This is a genomic window from Pedobacter nutrimenti, assembly GCF_003208655.1.
In the GTDB taxonomy this organism is placed as follows: domain Bacteria; phylum Bacteroidota; class Bacteroidia; order Sphingobacteriales; family Sphingobacteriaceae; genus Pedobacter; species Pedobacter nutrimenti.
In genome coordinates, this window is sequence record NZ_QKLU01000001.1 from 831689 (window position 1) to 855271 (window position 23583).

General features: G+C 41.6%; 27 protein-coding genes. 15 read left to right on the plus strand and 12 right to left on the minus strand.

From position 1 onward, the window contains the following. Positions 1–26: 26 nt before the first annotated feature. Positions 27–233, plus strand: a complete 207-nt coding sequence (locus B0O44_RS03510) for a YtxH domain-containing protein (protein ID WP_110827288.1) — start codon at positions 27–29, stop codon at positions 231–233. Positions 234–250: 17 nt separating this feature from the next. Here B0O44_RS03510 and dctA read toward each other — a convergent pair whose 3' ends face one another. Beyond that, entirely contained in the window at positions 251–1534 is a 1284-nt protein-coding gene (dctA, locus tag B0O44_RS03515) for a C4-dicarboxylate transporter DctA (RefSeq protein ID WP_110827289.1), read from the minus strand. A 364-nt stretch (positions 1535–1898) separates the two neighbouring features. Between dctA and B0O44_RS03520 the strand changes: the two genes are divergently transcribed. The 4 genes from B0O44_RS03520 to B0O44_RS03535 all read left to right on the plus strand — a co-directional run bounded on the left by B0O44_RS03520 (position 1899) and on the right by B0O44_RS03535 (position 6900). Continuing rightward, positions 1899–3092 carry a hypothetical protein gene (locus B0O44_RS03520; protein WP_110827290.1) on the plus strand — a complete coding sequence of 398 codons (1194 nt, stop codon included), beginning with the start codon at positions 1899–1901 and terminating at the stop codon, positions 3090–3092. 111 nt (positions 3093–3203) lie between these two features. Further along, on the plus strand, positions 3204–3641 hold the full coding sequence (locus B0O44_RS03525) for a transcriptional regulator (RefSeq protein WP_110827291.1): 438 nt from the start codon (positions 3204–3206) through the stop codon (positions 3639–3641). Between the two features lie 78 nt (positions 3642–3719). Next, positions 3720–5630: a PAS domain-containing sensor histidine kinase gene (locus tag B0O44_RS03530; RefSeq protein ID WP_110827292.1), complete on the plus strand. Its 1911-nt coding sequence runs from the start codon at positions 3720–3722 to the stop codon at positions 5628–5630. Between the two features lie 103 nt (positions 5631–5733). Beyond that, positions 5734–6900 (plus strand): MFS transporter, encoded by a 1167-nt coding sequence (locus tag B0O44_RS03535; protein WP_110827293.1) that lies wholly within the window; start codon positions 5734–5736, stop codon positions 6898–6900. Here B0O44_RS03535 and B0O44_RS03540 read toward each other — a convergent pair. Then, complete coding sequence (locus B0O44_RS03540; RefSeq protein ID WP_110827294.1) at positions 6878–7546, minus strand: class I SAM-dependent methyltransferase; 669 nt, start codon at positions 7544–7546, stop codon at positions 6878–6880. The genes B0O44_RS03535 and B0O44_RS03540 overlap by 23 nt on opposite strands. Before the next feature lie 82 nt (positions 7547–7628). Between B0O44_RS03540 and B0O44_RS03545 the strand changes: the two genes are divergently transcribed. The 3 genes from B0O44_RS03545 to B0O44_RS03555 are packed head-to-tail and all read left to right on the plus strand — an operon-like array spanning position 7629 to position 9438. Continuing rightward, entirely contained in the window at positions 7629–7943 is a 315-nt protein-coding gene (locus B0O44_RS03545; RefSeq protein WP_146229763.1) for a hypothetical protein, read from the plus strand. Between the two features lies 1 nt (position 7944). Further along, on the plus strand, positions 7945–8280 hold the full coding sequence (locus B0O44_RS03550; protein WP_110827296.1) for a hypothetical protein: 336 nt from the start codon (positions 7945–7947) through the stop codon (positions 8278–8280). Between the two features lie 24 nt (positions 8281–8304). Beyond that, positions 8305–9438 carry a glutathionylspermidine synthase family protein gene (locus tag B0O44_RS03555; protein ID WP_110827297.1) on the plus strand — a complete coding sequence of 378 codons (1134 nt, stop codon included), beginning with the start codon at positions 8305–8307 and terminating at the stop codon, positions 9436–9438. On the opposite strand, the gene B0O44_RS03560 is transcribed toward B0O44_RS03555, so the two are convergent. Continuing rightward, positions 9435–10121 (minus strand): VIT1/CCC1 transporter family protein, encoded by a 687-nt coding sequence (locus tag B0O44_RS03560; RefSeq protein WP_110827298.1) that lies wholly within the window; start codon positions 10119–10121, stop codon positions 9435–9437. The two genes, B0O44_RS03555 and B0O44_RS03560, sit on opposite strands and share 4 nt — an antisense overlap. A 269-nt stretch (positions 10122–10390) precedes the next feature. On the opposite strand from B0O44_RS03560, the gene B0O44_RS03570 reads away from it, so the two are divergent. The 3 genes from B0O44_RS03570 (at position 10391) to B0O44_RS03580 (ending at position 12126) form a co-directional block, all read left to right on the plus strand. Then, on the plus strand, positions 10391–11263 hold the full coding sequence (locus B0O44_RS03570; RefSeq protein WP_110827300.1) for an AraC family transcriptional regulator: 873 nt from the start codon (positions 10391–10393) through the stop codon (positions 11261–11263). 1 nt (position 11264) lies between these two features. After that, entirely contained in the window at positions 11265–11693 is a 429-nt protein-coding gene (locus tag B0O44_RS03575; protein ID WP_211321302.1) for a DUF983 domain-containing protein, read from the plus strand. Positions 11694–11757: 64 nt separating this feature from the next. Next, complete coding sequence (locus B0O44_RS03580) at positions 11758–12126, plus strand: response regulator (protein WP_110827301.1); 369 nt, start codon at positions 11758–11760, stop codon at positions 12124–12126. Here B0O44_RS03580 and B0O44_RS03585 read toward each other — a convergent pair. Continuing rightward, complete coding sequence (locus B0O44_RS03585; RefSeq protein WP_110827302.1) at positions 12118–12582, minus strand: tetratricopeptide repeat protein; 465 nt, start codon at positions 12580–12582, stop codon at positions 12118–12120. The two genes, B0O44_RS03580 and B0O44_RS03585, sit on opposite strands and share 9 nt — an antisense overlap. Positions 12583–12738: 156 nt before the next feature. Between B0O44_RS03585 and B0O44_RS03590 the strand changes: the two genes are divergently transcribed. Genes B0O44_RS03590 through B0O44_RS03600 form a run of 3 tightly spaced genes read left to right on the plus strand, consistent with a single transcriptional unit; the run spans position 12739 to position 15339 of the window. Next, complete coding sequence (locus B0O44_RS03590) at positions 12739–14085, plus strand: hypothetical protein (protein WP_110827303.1); 1347 nt, start codon at positions 12739–12741, stop codon at positions 14083–14085. A gap of 5 nt (positions 14086–14090) precedes the next feature. After that, positions 14091–15095, plus strand: coding sequence for an SPFH domain-containing protein (locus tag B0O44_RS03595; protein ID WP_110827304.1), 1005 nt, complete (start codon positions 14091–14093; stop codon positions 15093–15095). Positions 15096–15102: 7 nt separating this feature from the next. Beyond that, positions 15103–15339, plus strand: a complete 237-nt coding sequence (locus B0O44_RS03600) for a hypothetical protein (RefSeq protein WP_110827305.1) — start codon at positions 15103–15105, stop codon at positions 15337–15339. On the opposite strand, the gene xseB is transcribed toward B0O44_RS03600, so the two are convergent. After that, positions 15336–15545 (minus strand): exodeoxyribonuclease VII small subunit, encoded by a 210-nt coding sequence (gene xseB, locus B0O44_RS03605; RefSeq protein ID WP_110827306.1) that lies wholly within the window; start codon positions 15543–15545, stop codon positions 15336–15338. The genes B0O44_RS03600 and xseB overlap by 4 nt on opposite strands. Then, positions 15545–16909: an exodeoxyribonuclease VII large subunit gene (gene xseA, locus B0O44_RS03610; protein WP_211321303.1), complete on the minus strand. Its 1365-nt coding sequence runs from the start codon at positions 16907–16909 to the stop codon at positions 15545–15547. The genes xseB and xseA overlap by 1 nt, the downstream gene beginning before the upstream one ends. 78 nt (positions 16910–16987) lie before the next feature. Between xseA and B0O44_RS03615 the strand changes: the two genes are divergently transcribed. Continuing rightward, entirely contained in the window at positions 16988–17212 is a 225-nt protein-coding gene (locus B0O44_RS03615) for a hypothetical protein (RefSeq protein ID WP_110827308.1), read from the plus strand. On the opposite strand, the gene B0O44_RS03620 is transcribed toward B0O44_RS03615, so the two are convergent. The 6 genes from B0O44_RS03620 to B0O44_RS03645 form a co-directional block, all read right to left on the minus strand. Further along, positions 17213–18151 carry a phosphatase PAP2 family protein gene (locus B0O44_RS03620; protein ID WP_110827309.1) on the minus strand — a complete coding sequence of 313 codons (939 nt, stop codon included), beginning with the start codon at positions 18149–18151 and terminating at the stop codon, positions 17213–17215. Beyond that, on the minus strand, positions 18144–18773 hold the full coding sequence (locus B0O44_RS03625; protein ID WP_110827310.1) for a sterol desaturase family protein: 630 nt from the start codon (positions 18771–18773) through the stop codon (positions 18144–18146). Before B0O44_RS03625 ends, B0O44_RS03620 begins: the two co-directional genes overlap by 8 nt. Positions 18774–18864: 91 nt before the next feature. Then, positions 18865–20157 (minus strand): DUF4833 domain-containing protein, encoded by a 1293-nt coding sequence (locus B0O44_RS03630; RefSeq protein WP_110827311.1) that lies wholly within the window; start codon positions 20155–20157, stop codon positions 18865–18867. Between the two features lie 18 nt (positions 20158–20175). After that, a complete protein-coding gene (locus B0O44_RS03635; RefSeq protein WP_110827312.1) occupies positions 20176–22731 on the minus strand; it encodes a DUF5686 and carboxypeptidase-like regulatory domain-containing protein in 2556 nt (851 codons plus the stop codon). A gap of 13 nt (positions 22732–22744) precedes the next feature. Continuing rightward, positions 22745–23116, minus strand: a complete 372-nt coding sequence (locus tag B0O44_RS03640) for a GtrA family protein (RefSeq protein WP_110827313.1) — start codon at positions 23114–23116, stop codon at positions 22745–22747. 2 nt (positions 23117–23118) lie between these two features. Then, positions 23119–23571 (minus strand): phosphatidylglycerophosphatase A family protein, encoded by a 453-nt coding sequence (locus B0O44_RS03645; protein WP_110827314.1) that lies wholly within the window; start codon positions 23569–23571, stop codon positions 23119–23121. Positions 23572–23583 lie beyond the last annotated feature (12 nt).

Sequence of the window (23583 nt, forward strand, 5' to 3'; positions counted from 1 at the left end):
TGTAGTAAACCTCAAATTTTAAAACTATGGGACTATTAAAAACAGCATTAATCGGAGCCGCAGTATATGGCGCCATTAAATATATCACCAAAAAAGATGCTTATGGAAGGTCCATCGCAGACGACATCAGGGACAAAGCCCCTGAATGGATGGATAAGGCCAAAAATTTTAAAAAAGACATGCAGGGAAAATACAGGGAATTTACTGATGAGTATTACGAAGTAAAACCGTGATCAAACAAAAAGGGTGCTTAAAGCACCCTTTTTGTTTGATCAAATTCCGTTCTCGGTTTCTCAAATTCTACAACAGCTTTATACTGCTTTATATCAATTTCATTTTCACTTTTGGAAACCACGATCGCCGCTACAGTATTGCCGATCACATTCACCAGCGCCCGGCCCTCGCTCATAAACCGGTCTACACCTACCAGTACCGCCAAACCTTCCAGCGGTATAATTTTTAAAGCCGTCAGTGTAGAGGTCAGGACCAGAAAACCGCTCCCGGTAACCCCTGCTGCGCCCTTACTGGTGAGCAAAAGAATTCCGATCACGCTCAGCTGCTGGGCAAGGGTCATCTCTATATGAAAAAGCTGCGCCAGAAAAATCACGCTCAAACTCAGGTATATACTGGTCCCGTCCAGGTTAAAACTATAGCCAGCCGGTATAATAAGGCCTACTGTACTCTTGTTACAACCTGCTCTTTCCAGCTTTTCCATTAAATTGGGCAACACAGGTTCACTGCTGCTGGCCCCCAGTACAATTAAAAGTTCAGCCTTAATATAGCCCAGTAAACGCCATAAACTAAAGCCATTATACTTCATAATCAGGTACAGCACAACAAAAATAAACAGTAGACCGGTCAGGTAAAACGTAGCCATTAGTTTTCCAAGCACGACCAGGGTTGCAAAGCCGAACTTTCCTATGGTATAAGCCATTCCGCCAAAAGCCCCTATAGGACTGATCCTGATGACCATATGAAGAATATTAAACAATACTTTGTTGAGTTTATCAAAAGAGTGCAGCACAGATTTTCCGGCCGCTCCCATTTTACTCAGTGCAACAGCAAAAAGAACTGCAAAAAGCAGTACTTGTATAATTTCGCCTTTGGCAAAGGCTTCCACTACATTTCCTGGTACAATATGCACAATAAACTCTTTCCAGTCGATGCCTTCGGTAGTTGTTTTAACCCCTGCATGGGCGGCTTCTGCAGCCAGTAAATCTTTGTTTACACCTTTGCCAGGCTGGATCACGTTACCCATCACCAGTCCAATAATAATGGCCAGTGTGGTTACAACTTCAAAATAGATCAGGCCTTTTACCCCGGCCCGGCCCACTTTTTTCAGGTCACCCGCACCGGCTATACCAAGTACAATTGAAAAAAAGATCACCGGTGCAATGATCATTTTAATCAGGTTGATAAATATTTCACTGATCATTTTTGCCACAGGTGCAAAAGCAGGAAAGAAATAGCCTGCAACAACACCCAAAAAGATGCCAATCAGGACTTGTACATATAATATTTTCAGATATTTCATATGCTACAGGGTTTTAAGGTTAAACTCAATGGCATACAATTGGGCAATAGAGGAAAAATCCCCTTAGTGGCGTGGTTGGTCATGTTTGGTTAATAGGTTTATTATTTACAATTGGTTGGCTAAATATAAAGGGCCAGTCCCCAAAATTGAAACAGCAAAGCCATTAAGAATTTTATGTTCTATTTTCGGAAAAGATATTCTTTTTTTCGGAAAACAGCATAATAAATTAAAAATCAAATACTTAATACTATTAATGCTAAAAACCTGCAGCTGTCCTTTGGTCGGGGGAATTTCAAATAATTGGCTAACTTAGACATTCTGTTTATACAACCAGGCCAGCAAACAACTGGCACAAACCAGCAAAATGAAACTAAAAACCGGTAAAGATGAAATCGTTTATTTACTCACCAAAGTTTTTAAAAAATATGAAATTTCAACCGGGCAGGCCCTGGTGCTGAATACCAACCGGAAAAACTACGAGGAACTTGCAAAAGTACTCAGCAAAATCAGCAATGAGCTTCCCAATACCTCGCAGCTTCTCCACCACGATCCTTATCCACCTGAAAGAAACACCCAGAAACTGGAATACCCCTATTTAAAATATGACATTACCGGCGGGCAAATTAAAGATGCCTACACCGGTATGGTTTCCAATCCCCGCCCCTTTCTGGTAGATGCCTGTTACATCTATTTGTATGGAATAGGCAGAAAAGGTTTTCAGGAAAACCCATTGGATCAGCAATTGCTGGAAAAACCCATAGCGCAACCGAATCATTCCTCCAGCCGTTTTCCCTTGAGAAAAATGCTCAGGCAACAAAAAAAAGCCAGTCTGATTTGCATTTCTCTTCTTTTTCTTCTGCTGATGATGACGGCAACGGGCTGGTTTTTAAGTCATCAAACCTGGGAAAACTTAAAAAAAGACCTCAAAATCCTGCCTTATAATCCTTCCAAAGCAGAAATTGACCATATGGAAGGCCTTTGGATGGTTTATATAGGTTCTCCCCAGGCCAGGAGTTCAGACAGCAGCAGGTACCACATGGCCGTTACCAATATGGTCGATGTCCGTTTCAAAAACGGTTATTTTACTTTCAACCGTTATGGCGCAAATTTTAACCATTCCGGCTATATGCAGTTTGAAAATAAAGACCTTCTCTCTATTCATTCTTACCTGAAAAACAATACTGGCAAAATTGAATCACCACGTCTCTCGCTAATGAGGCTCGACAAGGGCAAAAAAGACTTTGTGGTCCTGTCCACTTCCTGGAATTTTGAAGCCGGAAATAAAAATGACCTAATTGGTATCCGGGAAGTTTATGTTAAACTGGGCAAAGGTGGTCAGGTAGAGGAAATTATCAATACCCTTGAAAACAGCAGCTGCAAATGCAAAATTATCCGCTGGGAACATCAGGGACAACATCAGGATTTTTACCTGAAAAATATTTTTATTGATTCTTTAAAAGACCTGCGGCTGAAAACCCTGCTTGATGAAAACAGTATTCTTCTGCGAGAACCGGGCAATGGGATTATCCTTAGACAACCGCCAGGCCCAGTTCACTGATTTTGTCTCTAAAGCCCCTCTTTTTTGTCCTGAATGCCCGTCTTTTTAAGCATAAAAAGACACTATCTTTGAATACAACAAAAAAGGTTTGGATCCTAAATAGCAAAAGGTATGACAACAGAAACATATCATATAGAAAAAGATATTCAGGTGATCTGTGTGACCGCAAAATCCTTTCCAGATGGCATTCAGGAAGCTTTTCAACAGTTAAATGAGGTTTTGCCGGAACCAAAAGACAGAACAAATTATGGTTTATCCCGTCCCCAGGGCGCTGGCATCGTATACAAAGCTGCCGCTGCTGAGCTTTACCCGGGTGAAGCCCAGGCTTTAAACTGTTCTTCCATGCAAATCAAAAAAGGCAGGTACATCAGTACCGTTATCGAAAATTTTATGGACAAGCCCCAGGCCATTGGACTTGCCTTTCAGAAGATGCTGGAGAATCCTGGTATCCTTGATCCAGATGCTTATTGCGTGGAAATTTATTTTAACCCCGAACAGGGCTGTAGGATCAGAGATGTAAGGTGTATGATCCGGTTAAAGGATCAATAAAGAAGGAAAGAATTTTCTTTTTTTAATTTCTGGTACGGCTTTAGTTAGTATTTCAAAATCTAAACAGGGATTTTGATTATGGAAATAGCTGAAAAATCGGGGTTGACTGCCGACATGTTGAAAGTATTTGAAACCTTGCCCAATATGTACCTGATCCTTTCCCCTGATCTGATGATATTAACCGCAAGTCAGGCTTATTTAACAGCAGTGAACAAAAAGAGCACTGATGTACAGGGGAAATTTATTTTTGATGTTTTTTACCAGGACAACGATATGCCTGGTCTTACAGATATCCAGACTTCCCTCCAACAGGTATTGCATACTAAAAAAGCCCATCAACTTCCTGTAACCAGGTACGATCTGCCAGACCCAGCCGATAAACAGCGCTTACTGGAACGTTACTGGTTGAGTTCACATACCCCAGTATTAAATACAGATGGTCAAATCAGCTACATCATCCATCAAACGGAAAATGTAACAGACCTGATTTTTACAGAACATAAAGCAAAAGCGGTACTCCGGCCCCCCTCGAATGAAATGACACTTTCAGAACAGCGTTTTGCATTTCTGCTCAATGCCATGCCTCAGCAGGTCTGGACCGCCAGGCCCGATGGAACCCTGGATTATGTCAATGAATTCAGCTGCACCTATTTTGGAAAGGACATCAATTACATTACAGACCACGGCTGGCAGGCTTTTGTACACCCGCAGGACATCGACGCCTGTCTGAAAACCTGGCAGACTGCCCTGGAAACGGGCAAAGAATACATGGTTGAATTCAGGCTTCAAATGCATACCGGGGCCTACAAATGGCATCTGGGAAGGGCTGTCCCCTTAATTGAAAACGGCCAGACCACCTTATGGCTTGGGACCAATATCAACATTGACCTGCAAAAAAATAATGAGCAAAAAAAAGATGAGTTTTTATCCATTGCCAGCCATGAGCTCAAAACACCCTTAACCAGTATCAAGGCGTTCAATCAACTGATGCAACGGACCAGCGATCCGGAAAAATTAAACAGTTTTATCCATAAATCTGCAGAACGGATATTTCGCCTGGAAAAACTCATCAATGACCTTCTGGATGTGACCAGGATCAATGCTGGCAAAATGATTTATAATCTGGAGGAATTTAACTTTTCGCAAATGCTCAGGGACAGTATTGAAAGTGTACAATATACTTCTCCTTCCCATCAAATCAGTCTGGAATGTGAAAATGAGGTCCTATATACCGGAGACCGGTTCAGGATCGAGCAGGTGGTCAATAATTTTCTGACCAACGCTATTAAATACTCTCCGGGAGCAGATAAAATACTCGTCAAAAGTAGTATACAGCTCCAGAACATTATTCTTTCCGTACAGGACTTTGGTATAGGGATTCCGGAACAGGAACTCGACCGACTGTTCGAAAGGTATTACCGGGCAGACAATTCTGCCATGCGCTTTGAAGGTCTTGGCCTTGGGCTTTTCATTTCTTCAGAAATCTTAAAAGGACACCAGGGTTCCTTCTGGATTGAAAGCGAACCAGATCAGGGTTCTACTTTTTATTTCCGTCTTCCGCTTCCCTCACCGGAAAATGTAGGGCCAGAAGCCAATGAAAACCATTTTTACAAAGACAATACCATTAGCATTACTTATAATCCAGACAAGCAGCGTCTTGAGGTAGACTGGTTGGGCTTTCAAAATTTAGAAACCGTACAACATGGTTGTCAGCTCCTGGCGGACAGGCTACAAAAAACTAAAGTCCATAAAATCCTCAATGACAACAATCATGTTTTAGGAACCTGGTCTGAGGCTTCTGAATGGGTTGGAAAAAGTGGTTTCCCCATGCTAGAAAAGTCTGGCCTTCAATATTTTGCCTGGGTCTTCTCTCCTATTGCTTTTAGTCAGCTTTCGGCCAGAAAGAGTGTAGACATTGCAGAAGGTAATGTCATTACCCAACTTTTCACAGACCTTCCTTCAGCAAGGAAATGGCTGGATAGTAAATAGAAAGGCCCCGACTTACTTTTTTGTTAGTTCCATACAATGGGCTGTACAGGCCTGCAGATTAAAAAAGGGCACTTAGTTTTGCTGCCAGGAACAACAAAAGAAAATGACAAAAAGAATAGCCTATGTAGGATGCCTGGGTGTAATTGGCATCATCAGTACTGAATTCGGCGTAATTGGCATCTTGCCACAAATCGCCGCCCATTATCACATCACTATAGACAAAGCGGGCCTGCTTTTAAGTGCTTTTGCCCTGGTCATTGCTTTAACCGGTCCTTTTATGACCCTGGTCACTTCGGGTTACGACCGAAAAAAACTCATGTACAGCGCCATTGCTGTTTTCCTGATCACCGGTGTGGTATCGGCCATGGCGCCCCCATTCTGGCTGCTGGTCCTGGTTAGAATTTTACCTGCTTTTTTACAACCCGTATACATTTCCAATGCCATTGCAGCAGCAGTTTCCAGCGGTCATAAGAAACAAGAACACCAGCTTATGGGCATTGTACTTGGTGGTATTGCCATTTCTATGGTCACTACAGTTCCCTTTGCCACCTATATAGCTAGTATCTTTACCTGGAAGGCTTCTTTTATTGTTCAGACCTTTATCAGTGCAATGGCTTTTATTGCCATTCTGAAATTTATGCCGCCCATGCCCAGCCAGCAAAAGAAATCCTTTGGCAGCCAGCTAAAAATATTACGCATTCCGGCATTTCTAATCAGTGTGGCCATGAATTTCTTTATGATCTCTGCCTGGTTTTCCACGTACAGCTATTTTGCAGATTACCTGGGTAAAGCCAAAGAAATGGACCCTCAAATGGTGAGTTATATGTTGTTCTTATTTGGGCTTACCGGAATCGTTTCCAACTGGGTGGCGGGCAAAATGCTCGGAAAAAGTATCCCTAAAACCACGGCCTTTTTCCTCACTGGGACAATCCTGATCCCCATTGCCCTTTTTTATTCAGGAGCCAATACCTGGACAACGATTGCTGTAATTGCTTTATGGGGTTTTATGTATGCGCCTTGTTTTCTCAATGCGGCCGCTTACATGATTTCAGCTGCACCGGGTGCCCTTGAATTTGCCAATAGCCTGGCCGTATCCTTTGGCAATCTTGGTGTTACTACCGGAACTTTCCTGAGCGGACTGGTCATTGCCCGACAAGGTATTGTTTTTGCGCCCTGGGTGGGCATGTGTTTTGGTATACTGGCCCTGCTGATGATCCTGCTCCGGACCCAGATGGAAAAAAGAAAGCTTAAGCCTCAGCTACAACATTAAAGAAAATCCGTTCTACCTGCTCGCCGGTAGCGTTACTGCTTAAAGTTTCACTGTGCCTGTCTGTTTTGAGCACTTTAAACCCTGCCTGTGTGAGTAAAGCAAGCACCTGATCCAAATGATATAAATTAAAGCCAAAAGAAGTAAAAGGAAGACTTTCCATAAAATCCCGGTCTGCAAAAGTCAGGCAAAATTTCCCCCCAGGCCTTAATACCCGGTGTATTTCTTTGGCATAAACCAATGGCTCCGACCAGAAATACAAGGTATTCACTGTGAAAATTTTATCTGCATAATGATCGGCCATAGGAATGTGTGCTCCGTCAGAAAACAAAAAAAGGGCTTTCTTTTCTTCAACAGCCGCTGCATTGATTCTTGCAGCTTCCTGTACCATTGTTTGAGAAATGTCTACACCAATGTAATGAAGTCCGCTTGCCTTTTGGAGCAAATCCTGCAGGTGGCTGGCATTTCCAGGACCAATTTCCAGGACCTGTTCCCCACTTTGAAGATCCAGCGCTGCCATACTAGCGAGCGTCATACCCGCGTTGTTCTGGGCCATTTTTTCCGCAGTCCGAATGCCTTGTTCACCTTGTGGATGGCCCAACTGCCTGGCAATTGCTTTGAGTTCTTTTTCAGTTAGTTTTTTAGACATCTTTTGTGTGAAATAAATTTTCCGGGCAATATTAATTATTATTATTAAATCTTATTACCTTTCGGACATCTAATTTAAACCAATGAAACGATTACCCTTCTGCATTTTCCTGTTGTCTTTGATGGCCTGCAATAAAGAAAATGAAGATAAAGTTAAAACCATAGATAAAAATGGTTCCGTAGAAAGCAAAATCCATATTGAACATCTCAGCGACTCTCTGGATGTGATGAAAACCGAAAACATATACTGGATCAAAGGAACAGCTGTCAAAAAAGTCGTACACCTGGACACCATCCCTTCACTGGGTATGGCCAAAGAACAGGGAGAAGACAGTTCCGGGAAAGATACCACCCTGAATGTGAAGAAAAATTATCAGATCTTTATTACGGTGAACTAAAATGAAAAAATCCAGTGTAATCAAACTGGTGCTCATTACCGGGGCACTGGCTTCCTGTCATAAACCGAAACCCGAAGCAAGCTGGGACTCCAACGAAGTCTACATGCGTTCGGACAGTACTGCAAATTATACCCGTACGCAGGGGCATCACCTATCTCCTATTTTATGGTATTATGCCTTCAGGCCCTATGGCATGTATTATGGCGGACGTTACCACCATTCGGGCTATTATTCTTCCTCAATTTCTGAAAGTTCCAATATCGGACGTTCGGTCGCAAAAGGCGCAGCCATCAGAGGTGGTTTTGGAGGTTCTCATGCTTTTTCCGTTTCCTCTTAAGGACTAACCATAAATTACAAACAGATGAACAGAATTGCAATCAGCCCCAGGAACAACTGGCAGGCTGCTGTAGAAAAATTAGGCTTTGGTTTTCATACCGCTGAGGTCCCTTACTGGAAAGAAGATGCTTATTATGAATTCAGCCTGGCTGAAATCACCAAAATAGAACAGGCTACTGCTGAACTCTGGTCCATGTGCCTGGAAGCAGTTCAATATGTCATAGACCATCAGCTGTATGCAAAATTTGCCATTCCGGAAAAAGCAATTGCGGCTATTGAAAAAAGCTGGAATGAAGATGCACCTGCCATTTACGGCCGCTTTGATTTTGGTTTTGATGGCAAAGACCTGAAGCTTTTTGAATTTAATGCAGATACACCTACTTCTTTGTTTGAAGCAGGCATCGTACAGTGGTTTTGGCTTCAGGATTACGCGGCCCATAAAGACCAGTTCAATTCAGTTCACGAAAGACTGATTGATTACTGGAAATACCTTAAACCCTATTTGTATGATGGCATTCTCCATTTCAGCTGCGTAAAACAAAGCTTGGAGGACCTGACAACCGTAGAGTACCTGCGGGATTGCGCCATACAGGCCGGAATTGAAACCAAACTGATTTTTATAGATGACATTGGCTGGGACCAGGAAGAAGGTGAGTTTATTGACCTGGAAGATCAGGAAATAAAAAACATATTTAAACTTTATCCATGGGAATGGATGGTGAATGAGCCTTTCTTTGATCAGCTGCTCGCTAATCCGCAAATGTACTGGATAGAGCCCGCCTGGAAAATGATTCTTTCCAATAAAGCTTTATTGCCCGTATTGTGGAAACTCTTTCCAAATTGCCCTTACCTGCTGGAATCTTATTTTGAAAAGGAAAATAGTCTGACAGACTATGTTAAAAAACCGCTTTACTCCAGAGAAGGTGCCAACATCAGCATTGTAAAAAACGAACACATTATCCAGCAGAGCAAAGGAGTGTATGGTAAAGAAGGTTATATCTGTCAAAAATTATATGACCTGCCCCGTTTTGAAGGCAAAATTCCGGTGATTGGTTCCTGGGTCATTGGTCAGCAGCCTGCAGGCATGGGCATCCGCGAAGACGACAGCCTGATCACAGGAAATACCTCCTGTTTTATTCCACACCTGATTAACAACTAACTGAACAGTTTTGCCACCCCATAAGCCGCACTTGCAGCCAGAGCACCGATGATCATCACCTTAAAAGCGCCTTGTAATAAAGGTTGTCCGGTCACCTTGCTTTTAAAAAAACCAAATAGAAACAAACTGATCAGTCCGATGATGGAGGAATATTTCAATCCTTCTGAAGGGCTGTCGGTAAAGAAATAAGGCAGCAGCGGGATCAGGCCGCCTATTGCATAGGAAGCCCCAATGGTGGAGGCACTGTTGCGGGCGCGATTGGGATTGGGTTCCTCCAGGCCAAGTTCATATTTCATCATAAATTTCACCCATTTGTCCTTATCCCTGGACAGCTCTTCTGCCAGCAAGGTTTGGGACTCTGGAGAAAAACCATACTCCGCAAAAATATCTTTAATCTCCTGCTTTTCCTTTTCCGGAACATGTTCCACTTCCTGGTATTCCCGTAAAAGCTCCGACTGGTAGTGTTCCTGTTCTGTTTTGCCCGCCAGATAGCCCCCCAGCCCCATGGCAATACTGCCCGCTATAATTTCAGCAACACCAGCAGTGGTAATAATGGAATTGTGGCTTACCGCACTGCTCAGACCTGCCGCCAGGGCAAAAGGAACAGTCAAACCATCACTGATCCCAATAACGATATCTGTTATAAAATCTGAACTTTTAAGGTGTTTTTCCTGATGCTCCATATGTCAAAAATCAGCTATATTATGCACCAATCAAAATCCAGGCAGCAATACAGAACAGGATCAATTCCACACAGCTGCTCCTATTTTAATTATTACCATTCTCGTTTACTAAAAAACACAATCTATAACTACCATTTTATGGCTATATATCAAAAAAACAAAACTTTAAAAAACAACAATCAGTAAAAAACACCATTTTAACTCCATTTAATACCTTTTATCAGAAAGCGAAAACCTGTACCTTTGATATAGATTAAAGAGCAGAAAAAATGAGGTACAACATACCTGTTTATGACATCAATACTTTCGAGGAATATAAAAATCAGGGTATTTTTGTAAGCAGGTTTGGTTATTATTCAAAAAACCACAAGCATCTGCACACGGCACACCGACATTCTTTTTATCACCTGGTTTACTTTACCAAAGGAAGCGGAAAACAACATATAGATTTTAAACGTTTTGAAGTCAAACCCGGACTGATTTATTTTATGATTCCCGGGCAGGTCCACAGCTGGGATTTTGAAACAGAACCCGATGGTTATATCATTAATTTTTCCAAGGACTACTTCAGTTCCATGCTACTGAACCCGGCCTATTTGGATCACTTTTCGTTTTTTAGCGGAATCCCCGAAAGACAGGTACTGGAAATTGACGGGGACACCGCCCAAAAACTAAACTACCTTTTTGAACAAATACTTAAAGAAGGCATCGTACAGCAGCAATTTGAAGACGACCTGGTCCGTACCCTACTCCTGCAGATCTTTATTTATGTGAGCAGGACCCATGAAAAACCAGCCGGACAATCTGGGAATTCTTACAGCCATACTTTGTTAAAAAACTTCCTGGCCCTGATAGAAAGCAATTATGTACAGCTTAAGTTTCCTAAACAGTATGCAGAACTGTTGTACATTACCCCCAATCACCTCAATGCTTTGTGCAACGACCTTTTGGGAAAAGCGGCTGGAGAGCTGATCCGGGAAAGGATCATATTGGAAGCCAAACGTTTATTGATCAATCTTGACCTGAGCGTTTCGGAAATCTCCGAACGGTTAAATTTTAACGATCAAAGTTATTTTATTAAATTCTTCAAAAAGTACGAAGAAACTACTCCGGATAAATTCAGAAAACAAAACACGCAATAAAATGGAAAGCACTAAAAACACACCGCAAACCCTTCACATCTCTCAATGGCATGCCTTTTCTAATGCAAAATGTCCAAGGTGCCGTGTGGGGAAAGTCTTCGACGGACCGACCTATGGCTTTAAAGTACAGAAAATGAACGAAAACTGCCCGCATTGCGGACTGAAGTTCGAAAGAGAACCTGGTTATTTTTATGTTTCCATGTTTGTCAGCTATGCGATGAATGTTGCGGAAATGGTGACCATCAGTGTGGCGGCCTATATTCTGGGACTGGCCCTGGTTTATGAAAATTTATGGTACTTTGCGGGCTTGCTGCTTGTTGGGGTTTTTCTGTTCTCTCCATTCAATTACCGTTACTCCAGAATGGTGCTGTTGTACTGGCTGTCCCCTGGTTTACATTACGAACCCGAAAGAAGTGCCCTCAAAAAGTAAAAACTCTTCTTTCAGATTGTAAGTTTTTGGCATAAAATTAGTTACATCGTCGTATATTAGTTTTATGAACAAAAAAATACTGATTTTTGATGACGATCAGCAGGTTCTGAATGCGCTCAGTGACGTTCTTGATTATGCAGACTGGGACCTGGTTCTGGTCAGCCGCGGGCTCCATGCACTGGAGGTCATCGAAAAAGAGCAACCCAATCTGATTTTAATGGACATCCTGATGGGCGACAGCGACGGCAGGGTCATTTGCAAAAACATTAAAACCAATGCGGCCCTGAGGCATATTCCGGTCATTCTCATTTCTGGTTCCCCAGAACTTGCAGATACACTAAAACAAGAACATGCACCGGATGACATTGTGGCCAAGCCTTTTAACATCGGAGATCTGGTCGATAAGGTTTATTTCCAGCTGGAATTACAATAGAACTTTAGACTGCAGGAAATCAAAATAAAGTTGCTCGTCTTCAAACAATTCTTTTCCTTCCAGCATATAGGCCCCCAATAAATATTCCTTTGCTTTCTGCTCGTTTCCCAGATGGAAATAACATTGCCCCAAACGGAGCAGGATAAAGGGATTTGCCTCTTCCGGTCCATAAATTTGATAAGATCTTTGCAGATTGCCAGCCCCTTCTTCATAATCCATCAGGCTAAAATAGGCATCACCAATGGAAGCAGTTAACCAGCCTGTGGCTTCCCACTTGTCCTTTGGTTCAGGGACAACCTCCAGGGCTTTACTAAACCAGTCAATGGCATGTACATAATTGGCATTGTCCATTTCATCATTGCCTTTCTGGGCATATTGATTAATTTCTTTTTGCTGCTCGCTTGTCAGCTCTTCCAGTACAGCACTTTTTGGTGTGTTCACGGCATTTGCAGTCATGATTTTGATTTTAAGTTTTCAACAGGTCAAACCATTATAACGAGCATCAATTATAATTATTTCATAAACAAGCACTTATTAAATTTAAGGCTTTTATTCAAACAAAAAAAATATTAATTTGTTTTATCTAAGCATTTTATACCATCTACCTAACCTATGGCCAAACAAATTAAGCCAATAAAGTGTCCGCAATGCGGAAGTACGGACAAAACTGAATTAAGACCCGATTTTTTTAGATGCAACAACTGCAATACGGAGTATTTTTTAGACAATGACGATATAAACATCAATTATAATCACAATTACACCCACAGCTTTGGTAGCGCCACCAATAAACAAGCCAGAACAGTCGCTATTGGGGCAGTGATCGTTTTTGCACTGGCCATTATATTCGGGGGAATATTACCTGCGGTCCTCTCCAGCAGTACAAAATCTACCTACAGTACATCAGAAAGTGGGAAGACCGTAGTTAAAGAAAAAAAATATTATGCCAGCCGCTATCAAGGTTATCCTTTTGTACGCAGTGGTACTGATCAGGCCCTGATCCTTTTTGTCGAAAACCGGAATTACAATTCAAACAGTGATAAGTCAAAAGAAGGAGTTTACTTAACTTATTATAATGTTCAGAAAAAAGAAATTGAATCTGAACAGAAACTGGATGATGAAAAACTTTCGGGCAGTGATGTCAAACTCCGCAAGTTTAGTGATGGCAGTTTATACCTGATTGTAAATAAAACCGCCATTTATAAAATAGATGAAAAAGACCTCAAACTGAAAGATGCCTACAAGGACCTTTTCAGCGTACAGCCTGAACTTCAAGTGGGTGTGGCCACGATCGATTTTGTATACGATGACCAGGGTGATGGTCTGGTTATTTTGACCAATGACGGGAAAAATTACACCTATTACCCTCTTGTTAAAAAAATCTATTCCAAAGAACGCATCTATGACCAGATGACCGGTTTTAAAACCCTTCTTCCCGGAGCAAAGGATGCGGTATATTATACCTTCACCTCTTCCAGTTCTGAATACCCGGAGGAAAAAAGGCAATTGCTAAAAATTGCTTATAAAGACAACCTGGGGGGGCCTAAATCCATGAGAACCAGCATCAGCTGGGGTAAAGATTATGGAGGCTCAGGTATTTTCACAGACAGGGATCCTTATAAAAAAGTACTCGTGGGACATTATGCAAAAGAAAGTGGAAGAATCCTGAGTTGGAAAGACCTGACACCGGGCCGCCTGTATTTCGATCCAAAAGTACTTTATTCAGATGAGCATAACCTCATTATACAATTCAACAACAGTGCAGCCCCATCCAGCCCTAAGAGCATACAAAAACTCAATACCGATACAGGCGCAGTGGAATGGACGGTAGCTATAGATCAAAGGTACATTAGCTACATCATCCCATTGAAAAGCGGCTTTCTGGCCAGCTTTATCAATGGAGAGATCATGACGATTAATGCCGCAGGCAAAATGACAGATAATTACAAATTGGATTAGAAATTATGGGAATAGCAAGCTTTTTTAAAAGACAATTCAGTTCGGTTATCGAATGGACTGATCAGCAGCCGGAAGTATTATTGTATAAATTTCCTGCCGTCACAGACGAAATTAAAAATGCCAGTAAACTGGTCGTTTCCCCTGGACAAGGTTGTTTACTGGTCTATGAAGGTAAAATCACCGATGTCATTACCGAAGAAGGCATCTATGACCTGGAAACGGATAACCATCCCTTCATCACCAATCTGGTCAAACTCAGACAGCTTTTTGAAAGCGAGCATAAAATGCATTTGTATTTTTACCGAAAAGCAGCTGCGCTGAACCAGCCCTGGGGCACCCCTTCTCCTATAAAATACATGGACAGTCAATATAATATTCCTGTCGAACTGGGGATGTATGGCAATTACAGCATGCAAATCAGTAATGCGGTTTTACTGTTCAAAGACCTGATCGGTTCTAAAAACCTCTATACCACTACTGAATCAAAAAACCTGTTGCTTTCCAGACTGCCTCAAACCATTATCTCTACCCTGGCCCAGTCAAAACTTTCTTATCTGGATATTGATGCAGCCCTGGACAAACTTTCACAGACCTTACAACAAAAGCTCAATGCAGAATTTGAAAGTCTTGGTTTACAATTGCTCAATTTTAAAATCCAGGGGACTTCATTTGATCAGAAAACCCAGGAAAGGGTTGGAAAAATTGCCGACATCACCGCAGAAAGCAGGGCAGCAGCCGAAGGCGGGCTCTCCTATCTTGAAATAGAAAAGCTAAAAGCCTTAAGAGATGCCGCGCGCAATGAGGGGGGAATAGCCGGTGCAGGTGTACAGCTTGGCTTTGGGCTGGAAATGGGAAAAGTACTAAATGACAAAAAAGAAGAAATCACCGCAGTACATGACCAGACAGACCCTGTCGTCCAGCTAAAAAAACTGAAGTTATTACTGGACGAAGGTATTTTGACCCAGGAAGAGTTTGACGGCAAGAAAAAAGAAATTTTAAACAAAATGTAAAAGGCTTATGAAAAAGTTTATAGGAATCGTTGCCGTACTGATCGGACTGGCCTTTTTTACGCTGTTGATCCTGCGCATCTGGAACATACAGATTGTAGAATGGGTAGATGTGATGCGTTCGGGCTTTAGCCTGATTGTCCTTGGGATTGCGCTTTTGTTCCTTTGCGTAGTCTATTATACTTTTTTCAAAGAAGACCGTTCTTATCATAAACAAAGCGGAAAACGGGCGCATCCAAAATACTAGGCACCTGTTTCGTTTTCCATTTGTTTGATGATTTTTACAACCTCCTCTTCGGTTGAACGCAGTTTTGTCTGACAAAAAGTAATCAGATCAGAAGCTCTTTTTACTTTTTTTGCCAAAATATCTACTGAAACAGATTCTGTTTCAATTTCTTGTGCAATCTCTGCCAGCTCTTGATAAGCAAGCTCATAAGTCATTTCTTTTTCCATTATTTTTTCGTTTTAGAGGTCACTATGGTTTCCATTTCAGCGTCAGCCAACTGTATGGTCAACGCTGTTCCTTCAGCAATCTGGTCTGCACTAGAGATAATTTCACCATTCATTTTTACAATCGCAAAGCCCTTGTTTAAAATATTCTCCGGGCTCATGAGCTTTACCAGGGACTGATAATGGTCAAGCTGTCCGTTTTTATGTAAAAAATAGAGCCTGCTGGCTGATTTGAGTTGTGTTTTCAGCTTTTCCAATGCATTTTTTTGATCATTAAGGATCATTTTAGGCTGCACCAGTAAAAGTCCTGAAAGGGACAACAAATTGCTCCGGTGGCCATGGATTAAATTCAGAACATCCCTGCCCAACTGGTATTTCAAATCCGTTAATGTCCTGCTGTGCAGGGAAAACAGCTGTTGTGTTTTAATCAGCAGCGACTGCTGCCTGTTTAAAAGTTTCTCCTCAAATCCCCTGTTGTGGGCAATCAGCATTTCTGCGGCCTTGGTTGGGGTTTTGGTAGAGCTATGGGCCATTAGGTCCACTATTGTTTCGTTTTTTTGATGTCCTATACCTGTAATGACAGGAATTGGAAATTTAGCAACGGCCCGGCTCAGTTCATAATTGTCAAAAATCAGAAAATCACTTTGCGCCCCTCCGCCCCGGATGATGACCAGCACGTCATAGTTTTTTCCTGAATTAAAAACTTCTATTAATTTATTCAAAAAAGGCCTGGCATTCAATTCGCCCTGCACCTTTGTAAAATAAGGTTCAACTTTAAACAAATATTTAAAAGGATTGTGTTCCAGCGTGTGTACAAAGTCCTGGTATCCGGCAGAAGTATCTGAAGAAATGACCGCGATATGCTGTAATACAGCCGGGAATGGCAACTGGCTGTTTTTTGTAAAATAAAAGTCCCCTTCTTTGCGGATAAAACCAGGGTTTTCTGCAAGCAAGCGCTGCAGTGTTGCATTCCGCTGCTGTTCAAACTGCCCCAGGGTAAAATTGGTGTCAATATCCAAAAGGCTTAGCTGTAAACCAAAAGCAGGGCTATATTCTACAGCAACCTGTACCAGCACCTGAATGTCGCTCTTAAATTTCTGCCCCGTCGCTTTTTCAAAATTCATAAGGTTCACCGCTGCATTGCCCCAGGCTTTCGCGGCTATTCTGGCCAGAATTCTGGAAGAAGACTTCTCTTTTTCAATCAGTTCAAAGTAATGATAATTTGTCTCTGCTTTAAAAGTATGGTTGCTGACGTCAGCAATCACCCAATACTGTCGCCCCTGAAAGCTGTCCTGGATGCTTTGCTGAATCTGGCGGGTAAGATCGGATAATTTTAGAGGTAAAACAGGGCTCAAGGGCTTTATCACATTTAGGTCTAAAGTTAATCATTCCAAAACAAATACAGGATTTAAACCGTTATTAGCCTATATTAATTCCTAAACTTTATGGGCAGAAGTTCCGCTACACTTATAGGTTTCCTGGCAGGTATTGCAGCAGGTGCCGCAATTGCTTTATATCTAAAATCAAGTTCCGATCCTGAAGAAATCAGGGAAATGCCGCTCCCATTCCGGGACCTGGGCAACAGGGTCAGTGAAAGGGTAAATACCAGTATCAGAAACCGTTTCGTTAGAGATTCAGAAGATTTCGAAGATCATGTAGAGCACATATAACTAAGCTATCCCCCTGGAAAAGCGTGCAATCCAGTTGTTTAATCTTGCATGCTTAAACAACCAGTTGAAAAGAAATATGCCTGCAAAGGCGGTGCAAATTCCGGCCAGGACATCCAGTACGTAATGGTGACTGGTATAGACCGCGGTGAACCATATCCCAATCATGACCACAGCAAAAAAGACATTGATCAGGCCCAGCTTATTTTTAAGACCATAATACAAAACAATTACCGGATAGGAAGAATGCAAAGACGGCATTGCCGCAAATACATTGGAGCCTTTACTGTAAATAGACTGGAACAGAGAGAAATTGAAAAACCTGTCAAAGCGGATCAAGCCGCCTGTATTGCCAGGGGTATGTGCGATAAATTTAAAACCATGCAGTTGTACATACCAGGGAGGTGCAGCCGGAAAGATGTAATACACCACAAATCCCAATAAATTGACCAGCACAAAAGTCAAGGAAAACAACAGAAACTGCTCCCGGTTCCTGAAAAACAAATACGCTGCAAAAGCCAAAGGGACAGGGACCCACATCAGGTAAAAGAAACCCGTTGTTACATCTATCAGCGTATTGCTGTGGGCGAGCCAATATTCATTCGGCGTCAACAGGCTTCCCCCACTATGAATTCCAAAAATATGCTTTTCCAACTGATAAAGCCCTTCTATGCTCACCTGCTGATAACGGTAATTTGGAAAAGCCTTCATGTAATCGAACAGTATCCAGTAAACGATAAAGATCGAAAAACCCAGAATAAATTTCCGGGTTGCATCTGAGGCATAAAAGCAGCCGTTAAAAATGGCAATAAGCACCAGCTGATCGGATTTAAATCCAACCAGAACGTAAGAAAGCAGCAAATAAAAAATGGAAACGGCTGTGGTTGCTATTAAATTTTTAGCGGTAAAAAGTGGCAGCTTAACCGGTAAATTTTCAGACATCCTTTTTCTTTAAAAAATTGGAGCCTAAAATTTTATCCCAGATGTCTGAACTCACCCCATATCCTTTGGTCGAATCTGAATAATGGTGCAGCATATGGTGTTGCTTTAATTTTTTCCAGAAGCCACTTTTAAAATTCGCATGGTGCAAGGCATAATGCGTCATATCGTATACCAGGTAGCCTCCAATAAAACCAATAAAAAAGGCATCATTCGTTCCGGCCGGCAACAAATATTTAAACAGAAAATAAAAACCCAGGGCCAGAGGGATACTTGCTGAAGGTGGCATCACCAGACGTTTTGCATCATTAGGGTAGTCATGGTGTACCCCGTGAAAAATAAAATGTATTTTTTTGCCCCACTCCGATTTGGGATAAAAATGAAAAACGTAACGGTGCAGCACATATTCGGTAAACGTCCAGACAAAAAGGCCAAGCAGCAGGTAACCGGCAAAACTCAATATGCCCATATTCAACTCGAACAATGCTTTCCAGCAGAGGTACAATATCACAGGTACGTACACAATCAGCGGTACATAAAAACTAACTTTTGATAAACTTTCTAAAAATCCACTTTTGAACATTCTGATAGACTCAGAAGAATTCGAAACAAAATTTTTCTTCATTGGTATTTATTTTTATCTGCATTTTAAACCAGGATACCAGTCTAAAACCCAGAAGGGGGGTAAATTATTCAAATCACAAACAGGGGAACAGCTAAACCTTTAAGCGCTCTGTAACCGGTGTATCTGTTCCGGCATGGGTACCCTTCACTTCAACATATTTCACATTCGGTACCCAGAAAGAACCGCCTTCAATTCTCACAAAAATTCTTTCCAGTTCAATTTTTTTATTGTTGACCGTTACGTAAACATGATATTTTTTATCCTGCTCTGATCGCATCAAATACATAGGGAACTTTTTGTAGGACACAAAATGAAGTTTGTACTGATCGTTTCCAATCGCTTCCGAGCGGATCCCATAAGCAAATTTACGTTGTATATAATTCAGGTCTTTTTTTTCACCATTGTCCTGATACCGGATCCAATACACCTTAATCGGCTCCTCTTTATCCACCTCTCCTTTCGAATTGACATTCAGCTCACAGATAATGGTATTGGTATTCGGGTCACGCTGTAAATAAAAAAGCTGATTGGCAATGCCCTTGGGCGTAGGAAACTTCAAAGGAGAAGGATCGCTTTTATCCTGGGCATGCCCTACTGAAACCTGAGCAAAAACAGAACTGATCAGCAAACCGGCAATAACTAAAACTTTTGTGCCTTTAAAAGAATTTTTCTGTTGCTGGTCCCTTAACATCAGTGCTTTTTTTGCATCTCTTAAACGGTTAATCGCAGTGATATTGGTCATAAAGGCCATAATGGTAATCGGGATGGTGAAAATAGACATGGTTTCAAAAACGTGAAAGGAAATCCCCGGAACATAAATTTTGTAATCACCTCCTATAAAATGTCCGGTTACCCCACAAGCGATGGCCACCACACCTATGGTAATCACACGCTCCGGGCGTTGCATCAGCCCGCCCTTGCATTCAATGCCCAAGCCTTCAGCCCTGGCCCTGGTGTAGCTCACCATCATTGAACCCATCAATGCAATAAAGGCAAAAAGAGAACTTAGAAAATAATGATGGGAAACCAGGTAATAACAAATGCCCAAAAACATAATCAGTTCACTGTAACGGTCCAGCACAGAATCATACAGGGCCCCAAAGGTGGAGCTCATGTTTCCCAAACGGGCGACCTGGCCATCGAGCATATCAAAAAGGCCTGCAAAAAGCACCAGTGCTCCGCCCCATCCTACAAAAGAAAGGTCCCCTCTGTTGCTTCTTTCAGCACCGAATATAAAAATTACCGCAACGCCAATATTTAAAATCAAACCAATAGTCGTCACCGCATTGGGGGTCAGTCCCATACGGATCAGCCCTTTTACAAAAGGGTTAATCACCACATAAATCCCTTGCTGAAGACGATCTCTTAAAGTTATAGCAGCCATCTATTCTTTATTATTTTTTTAAAAATCAAATTTCACCCTTGCACGCACCCCATATTTGGATACCACAGGATGATCCAGGTAACTAAACCTTCGCACCATATCCACCCTTAAAATTTTAAAGATGTTTCCAATTCCCACACTTCCTTCCATATAAGGCTCTTTACCTAAAGAATAAGTGGTGGCCACGCCTGCGCTGTTTACCGGAAAGCTCAGCAGAGAAGGGTCATTGACCGGATTATTCTCATTCCTGATCCCACCGTAAAGGATTTTAAAGGAAACAATCTCTCTTAATTTTAATTTCTTTAACAAAGGTATTTTATTAAAGAAGAATCCGTTGAAATTTTGATCAATATTTACACTCGCATAATGATCCGAGACAAATTCAAGGAAATTCATCAGGTTATAAGAGTTCAGCTGGTAAGCATAAGTCTGGTTCGCCCGGTGAATGTCCATTAAAGGGAAAGGTATTTTTCCAAAAATATAGCTTCCCTCTGCTGTGATGTCGGCATAACCGAGCTGCGAAAGGTAAAACCGTTTGTCTATGCTTCCGGAAATGTTATGATAGTTGTAGTCTCCTGCAAATACCCCTTTTAAACCGGCAGTGTAACGCAGGTTAAAGATCGGGTAACGGTCAAAAATTGGAATCCTGTATATTTTTCCCTGGTAGAATTTCTCATTTGGTGCATAACGAAGGCCAACGGTTAATTCGGTGGTATTTAAATGGTCCACCACATTGGGCTGGCCATTTACAATATTGTTAAAATAAAGACTTCCTCCGGGTTTCTGGTTCCATTTTTTGAAAAGTACATTGATTGAAAAATGGTTTTCAAATTCATTCATGAACTCCAGTCTGTAAAAGTCATTGTACAGGAGCATATTGTTTTCCCCTCTTTTGAAAGACAGCAAAAAGTTATCTTCCTGCACAAACTGCAGCTCTTGTCCCGGAATTTTGGTATCCCGCTGAAAACTTCCCCTAATGTATTGCTGAGGAAAAGAATAAATAGATTTATTGTTCAAAGAATAAGTGGCACTTAAAAAGTACTTCCATTTCTCATCCTTGAAACCATAAGCGGCATAGGTCTCAAAATAATACCTTTTGCTCAATGCCGGCGTGGTCCTTCCTCCAAGACGCAGTCTTAAACCTTCGGTGCTGTTAAAACTGTAAAAAGTGTTTACCGGCCCAACCTCAAAAGGTCCAAAGTCTTTGTAACCGGCAAACAATAAGGTCACCAGGTCCATGGTCTTTTTAAAAGAACTCATTTTGGACAGGGTATCAATATTCTTGTAAATTTTCAGGTTGGCAGCAGTTAAAGTATCCAAACGGTTTTCCGTCCAGTATTGCTCCGAACGTTTATCTGCCTCGGGTACAATGGCAACCTTTGGTCCCTGAAAAACACTTTCCGGTTGCTTTACATTGATCTGATAATCTTTAACGGTAACCGTTCTTTCTCCTGTAAAACCACCACCTTTGTTTTTGTTGATCCCAAAATCCATTAGCAAACGGGTTTTACTCAGGTAATAACGGTCATCAGGTGCCTTATCAAAATCCAGCTTTACTTCCATTGCCCGTACAAAGTTCAGGTTAATGTTTTTGTTGACCGTTAAAAAAGCATCCTGAACCGCATAACGCCCATCCATTGTAATGTAAATCTTTCCTTCAAACAAAATATCGGTATTGTTCCTTGGAATAAAGGACAACTCGATCAGCTGAGGACTATGTGTTTTAATGGTATCTGTGATAAAAAACTTATAAAATGTTGGGGAAGCATCCGCAATTGGGCTTAAAAACTCATTGCTCAGCAGCGAAATATTATTATCATAAATATTAATGTGCGCATACATCCGCTCAAAATACTGGCTCAAACCTTTATTATCAATCAGCGGGCTGTTGTAGTCTACTGTTTTTTCACCCAGGATAATGGTTTTGTTTTTCTCCGGGTTCTTGTTAAAATAGTTCTGGGAAAGCTTTTCTTCAATGAAAATAGGAAGGATGTTTTTACCTCCTATTTTTGATGAATCCTGCTCCTCAAAAAGAAACTGGTATTTACGGAACAGCCTTTTATTTTTAAATTTCTCAGAAAGATTGCTCATCGAAAAGATCATCTTTTCATATTGCTTAAACTGGACCTGGTCATAGCTTTCCATACGGTTGGCTTCCTTATGGTCAATGACCTTACGGATCAGCTCTACAGCAGGGTTCCCTTTGTTTTTATAAGATGGCCTTTTACCCCGGCTGATCACCACCTCGTTCAAAGAAGTGGCCTCCGGATCCAGTTTTACCATTATGTTCTGGCTTTGACCCGCTTTAATGTCAACCAGTTTAGTTTTGTAACCTACAAAACTGAATTGCAACTGGGTATGGCTTTCTGAAGTGCTGATGCTAAACTTTCCATCACCGTCTGTTTTGGTAATGATATTGGTTCCTTTAAACAACACCGTTACATAAGGCAGCGGGTCTTTATCCTTGGAATCGGTGACCACACCGGAAACTACGGTTTGGGCCGATACAGACCATGCCGTCAGGGGCAGCAGCAGTCCGAGTATATATATGATTCTATTGATCTGTTTCTTCATGGGTGTAAATTGCTTATGCGAATACAAATTTCTTTTGCATCAGGTAATTATACGTTACCCCTACGGTACAGGTAACGATAATTTTAGATATAATATAGTTAATATTTAAATAATGTGTCACCAGATAAACCCCTGATGTGGTTAATAGTAAGTTTCCGCCCCAGACCATAATGTACTTTAAGATCTGGTGATGGACCCTTTTATGTGCAGCTCCGAATACCCAATGTCTTCCCATACTGAAATTAATAATTCCGCCTACCGTTGTACCGGTTGCACTACCGAGCACATACCAGAAGTGCAAATACTGCGTACAGACTAATGTGGTAAGAAAGTCAAAGATTGACGCCGATAAAGAGGCGACCTGAGCCTTTAAAAAAGTCGCCATATTTAAGTGATTCTAAGTTTTAAAATAATTTGTAAAAGGATGTTCGCATAAATTCCGGCAAGGATATCATCAAACATCACCCCCCAGCCTCCGGGAAGTTTTTCCAGTTTACGGATATATAAGGGCTTTACAATATCAAAGAAGCGAAAAAGGACCAGTCCGATCAGTACATTAACCGGGGTAACCGGTACCCATAATAAAGCGATGCACATCCCTGCTACTTCATCAATCACGACCCGTTGGTGGTCTTTGCCCCAGATCACCTCTACTTTATTTGCAGACCAGATCCCTAAAAGAGAAATCGCCAGGGTAATCCCCAGCGCAGGTAAAAAATGGGCACCCCCAGACTGGGTCATATACCAGACCAGACAAGTCACCGCTGCAGCAGCAGTGCCCGCTCCTTTTCCGATATAACCTATGCCAAAGCTGGTCGATGTAATTTTATGAAACAACATTCAGGTGCACTT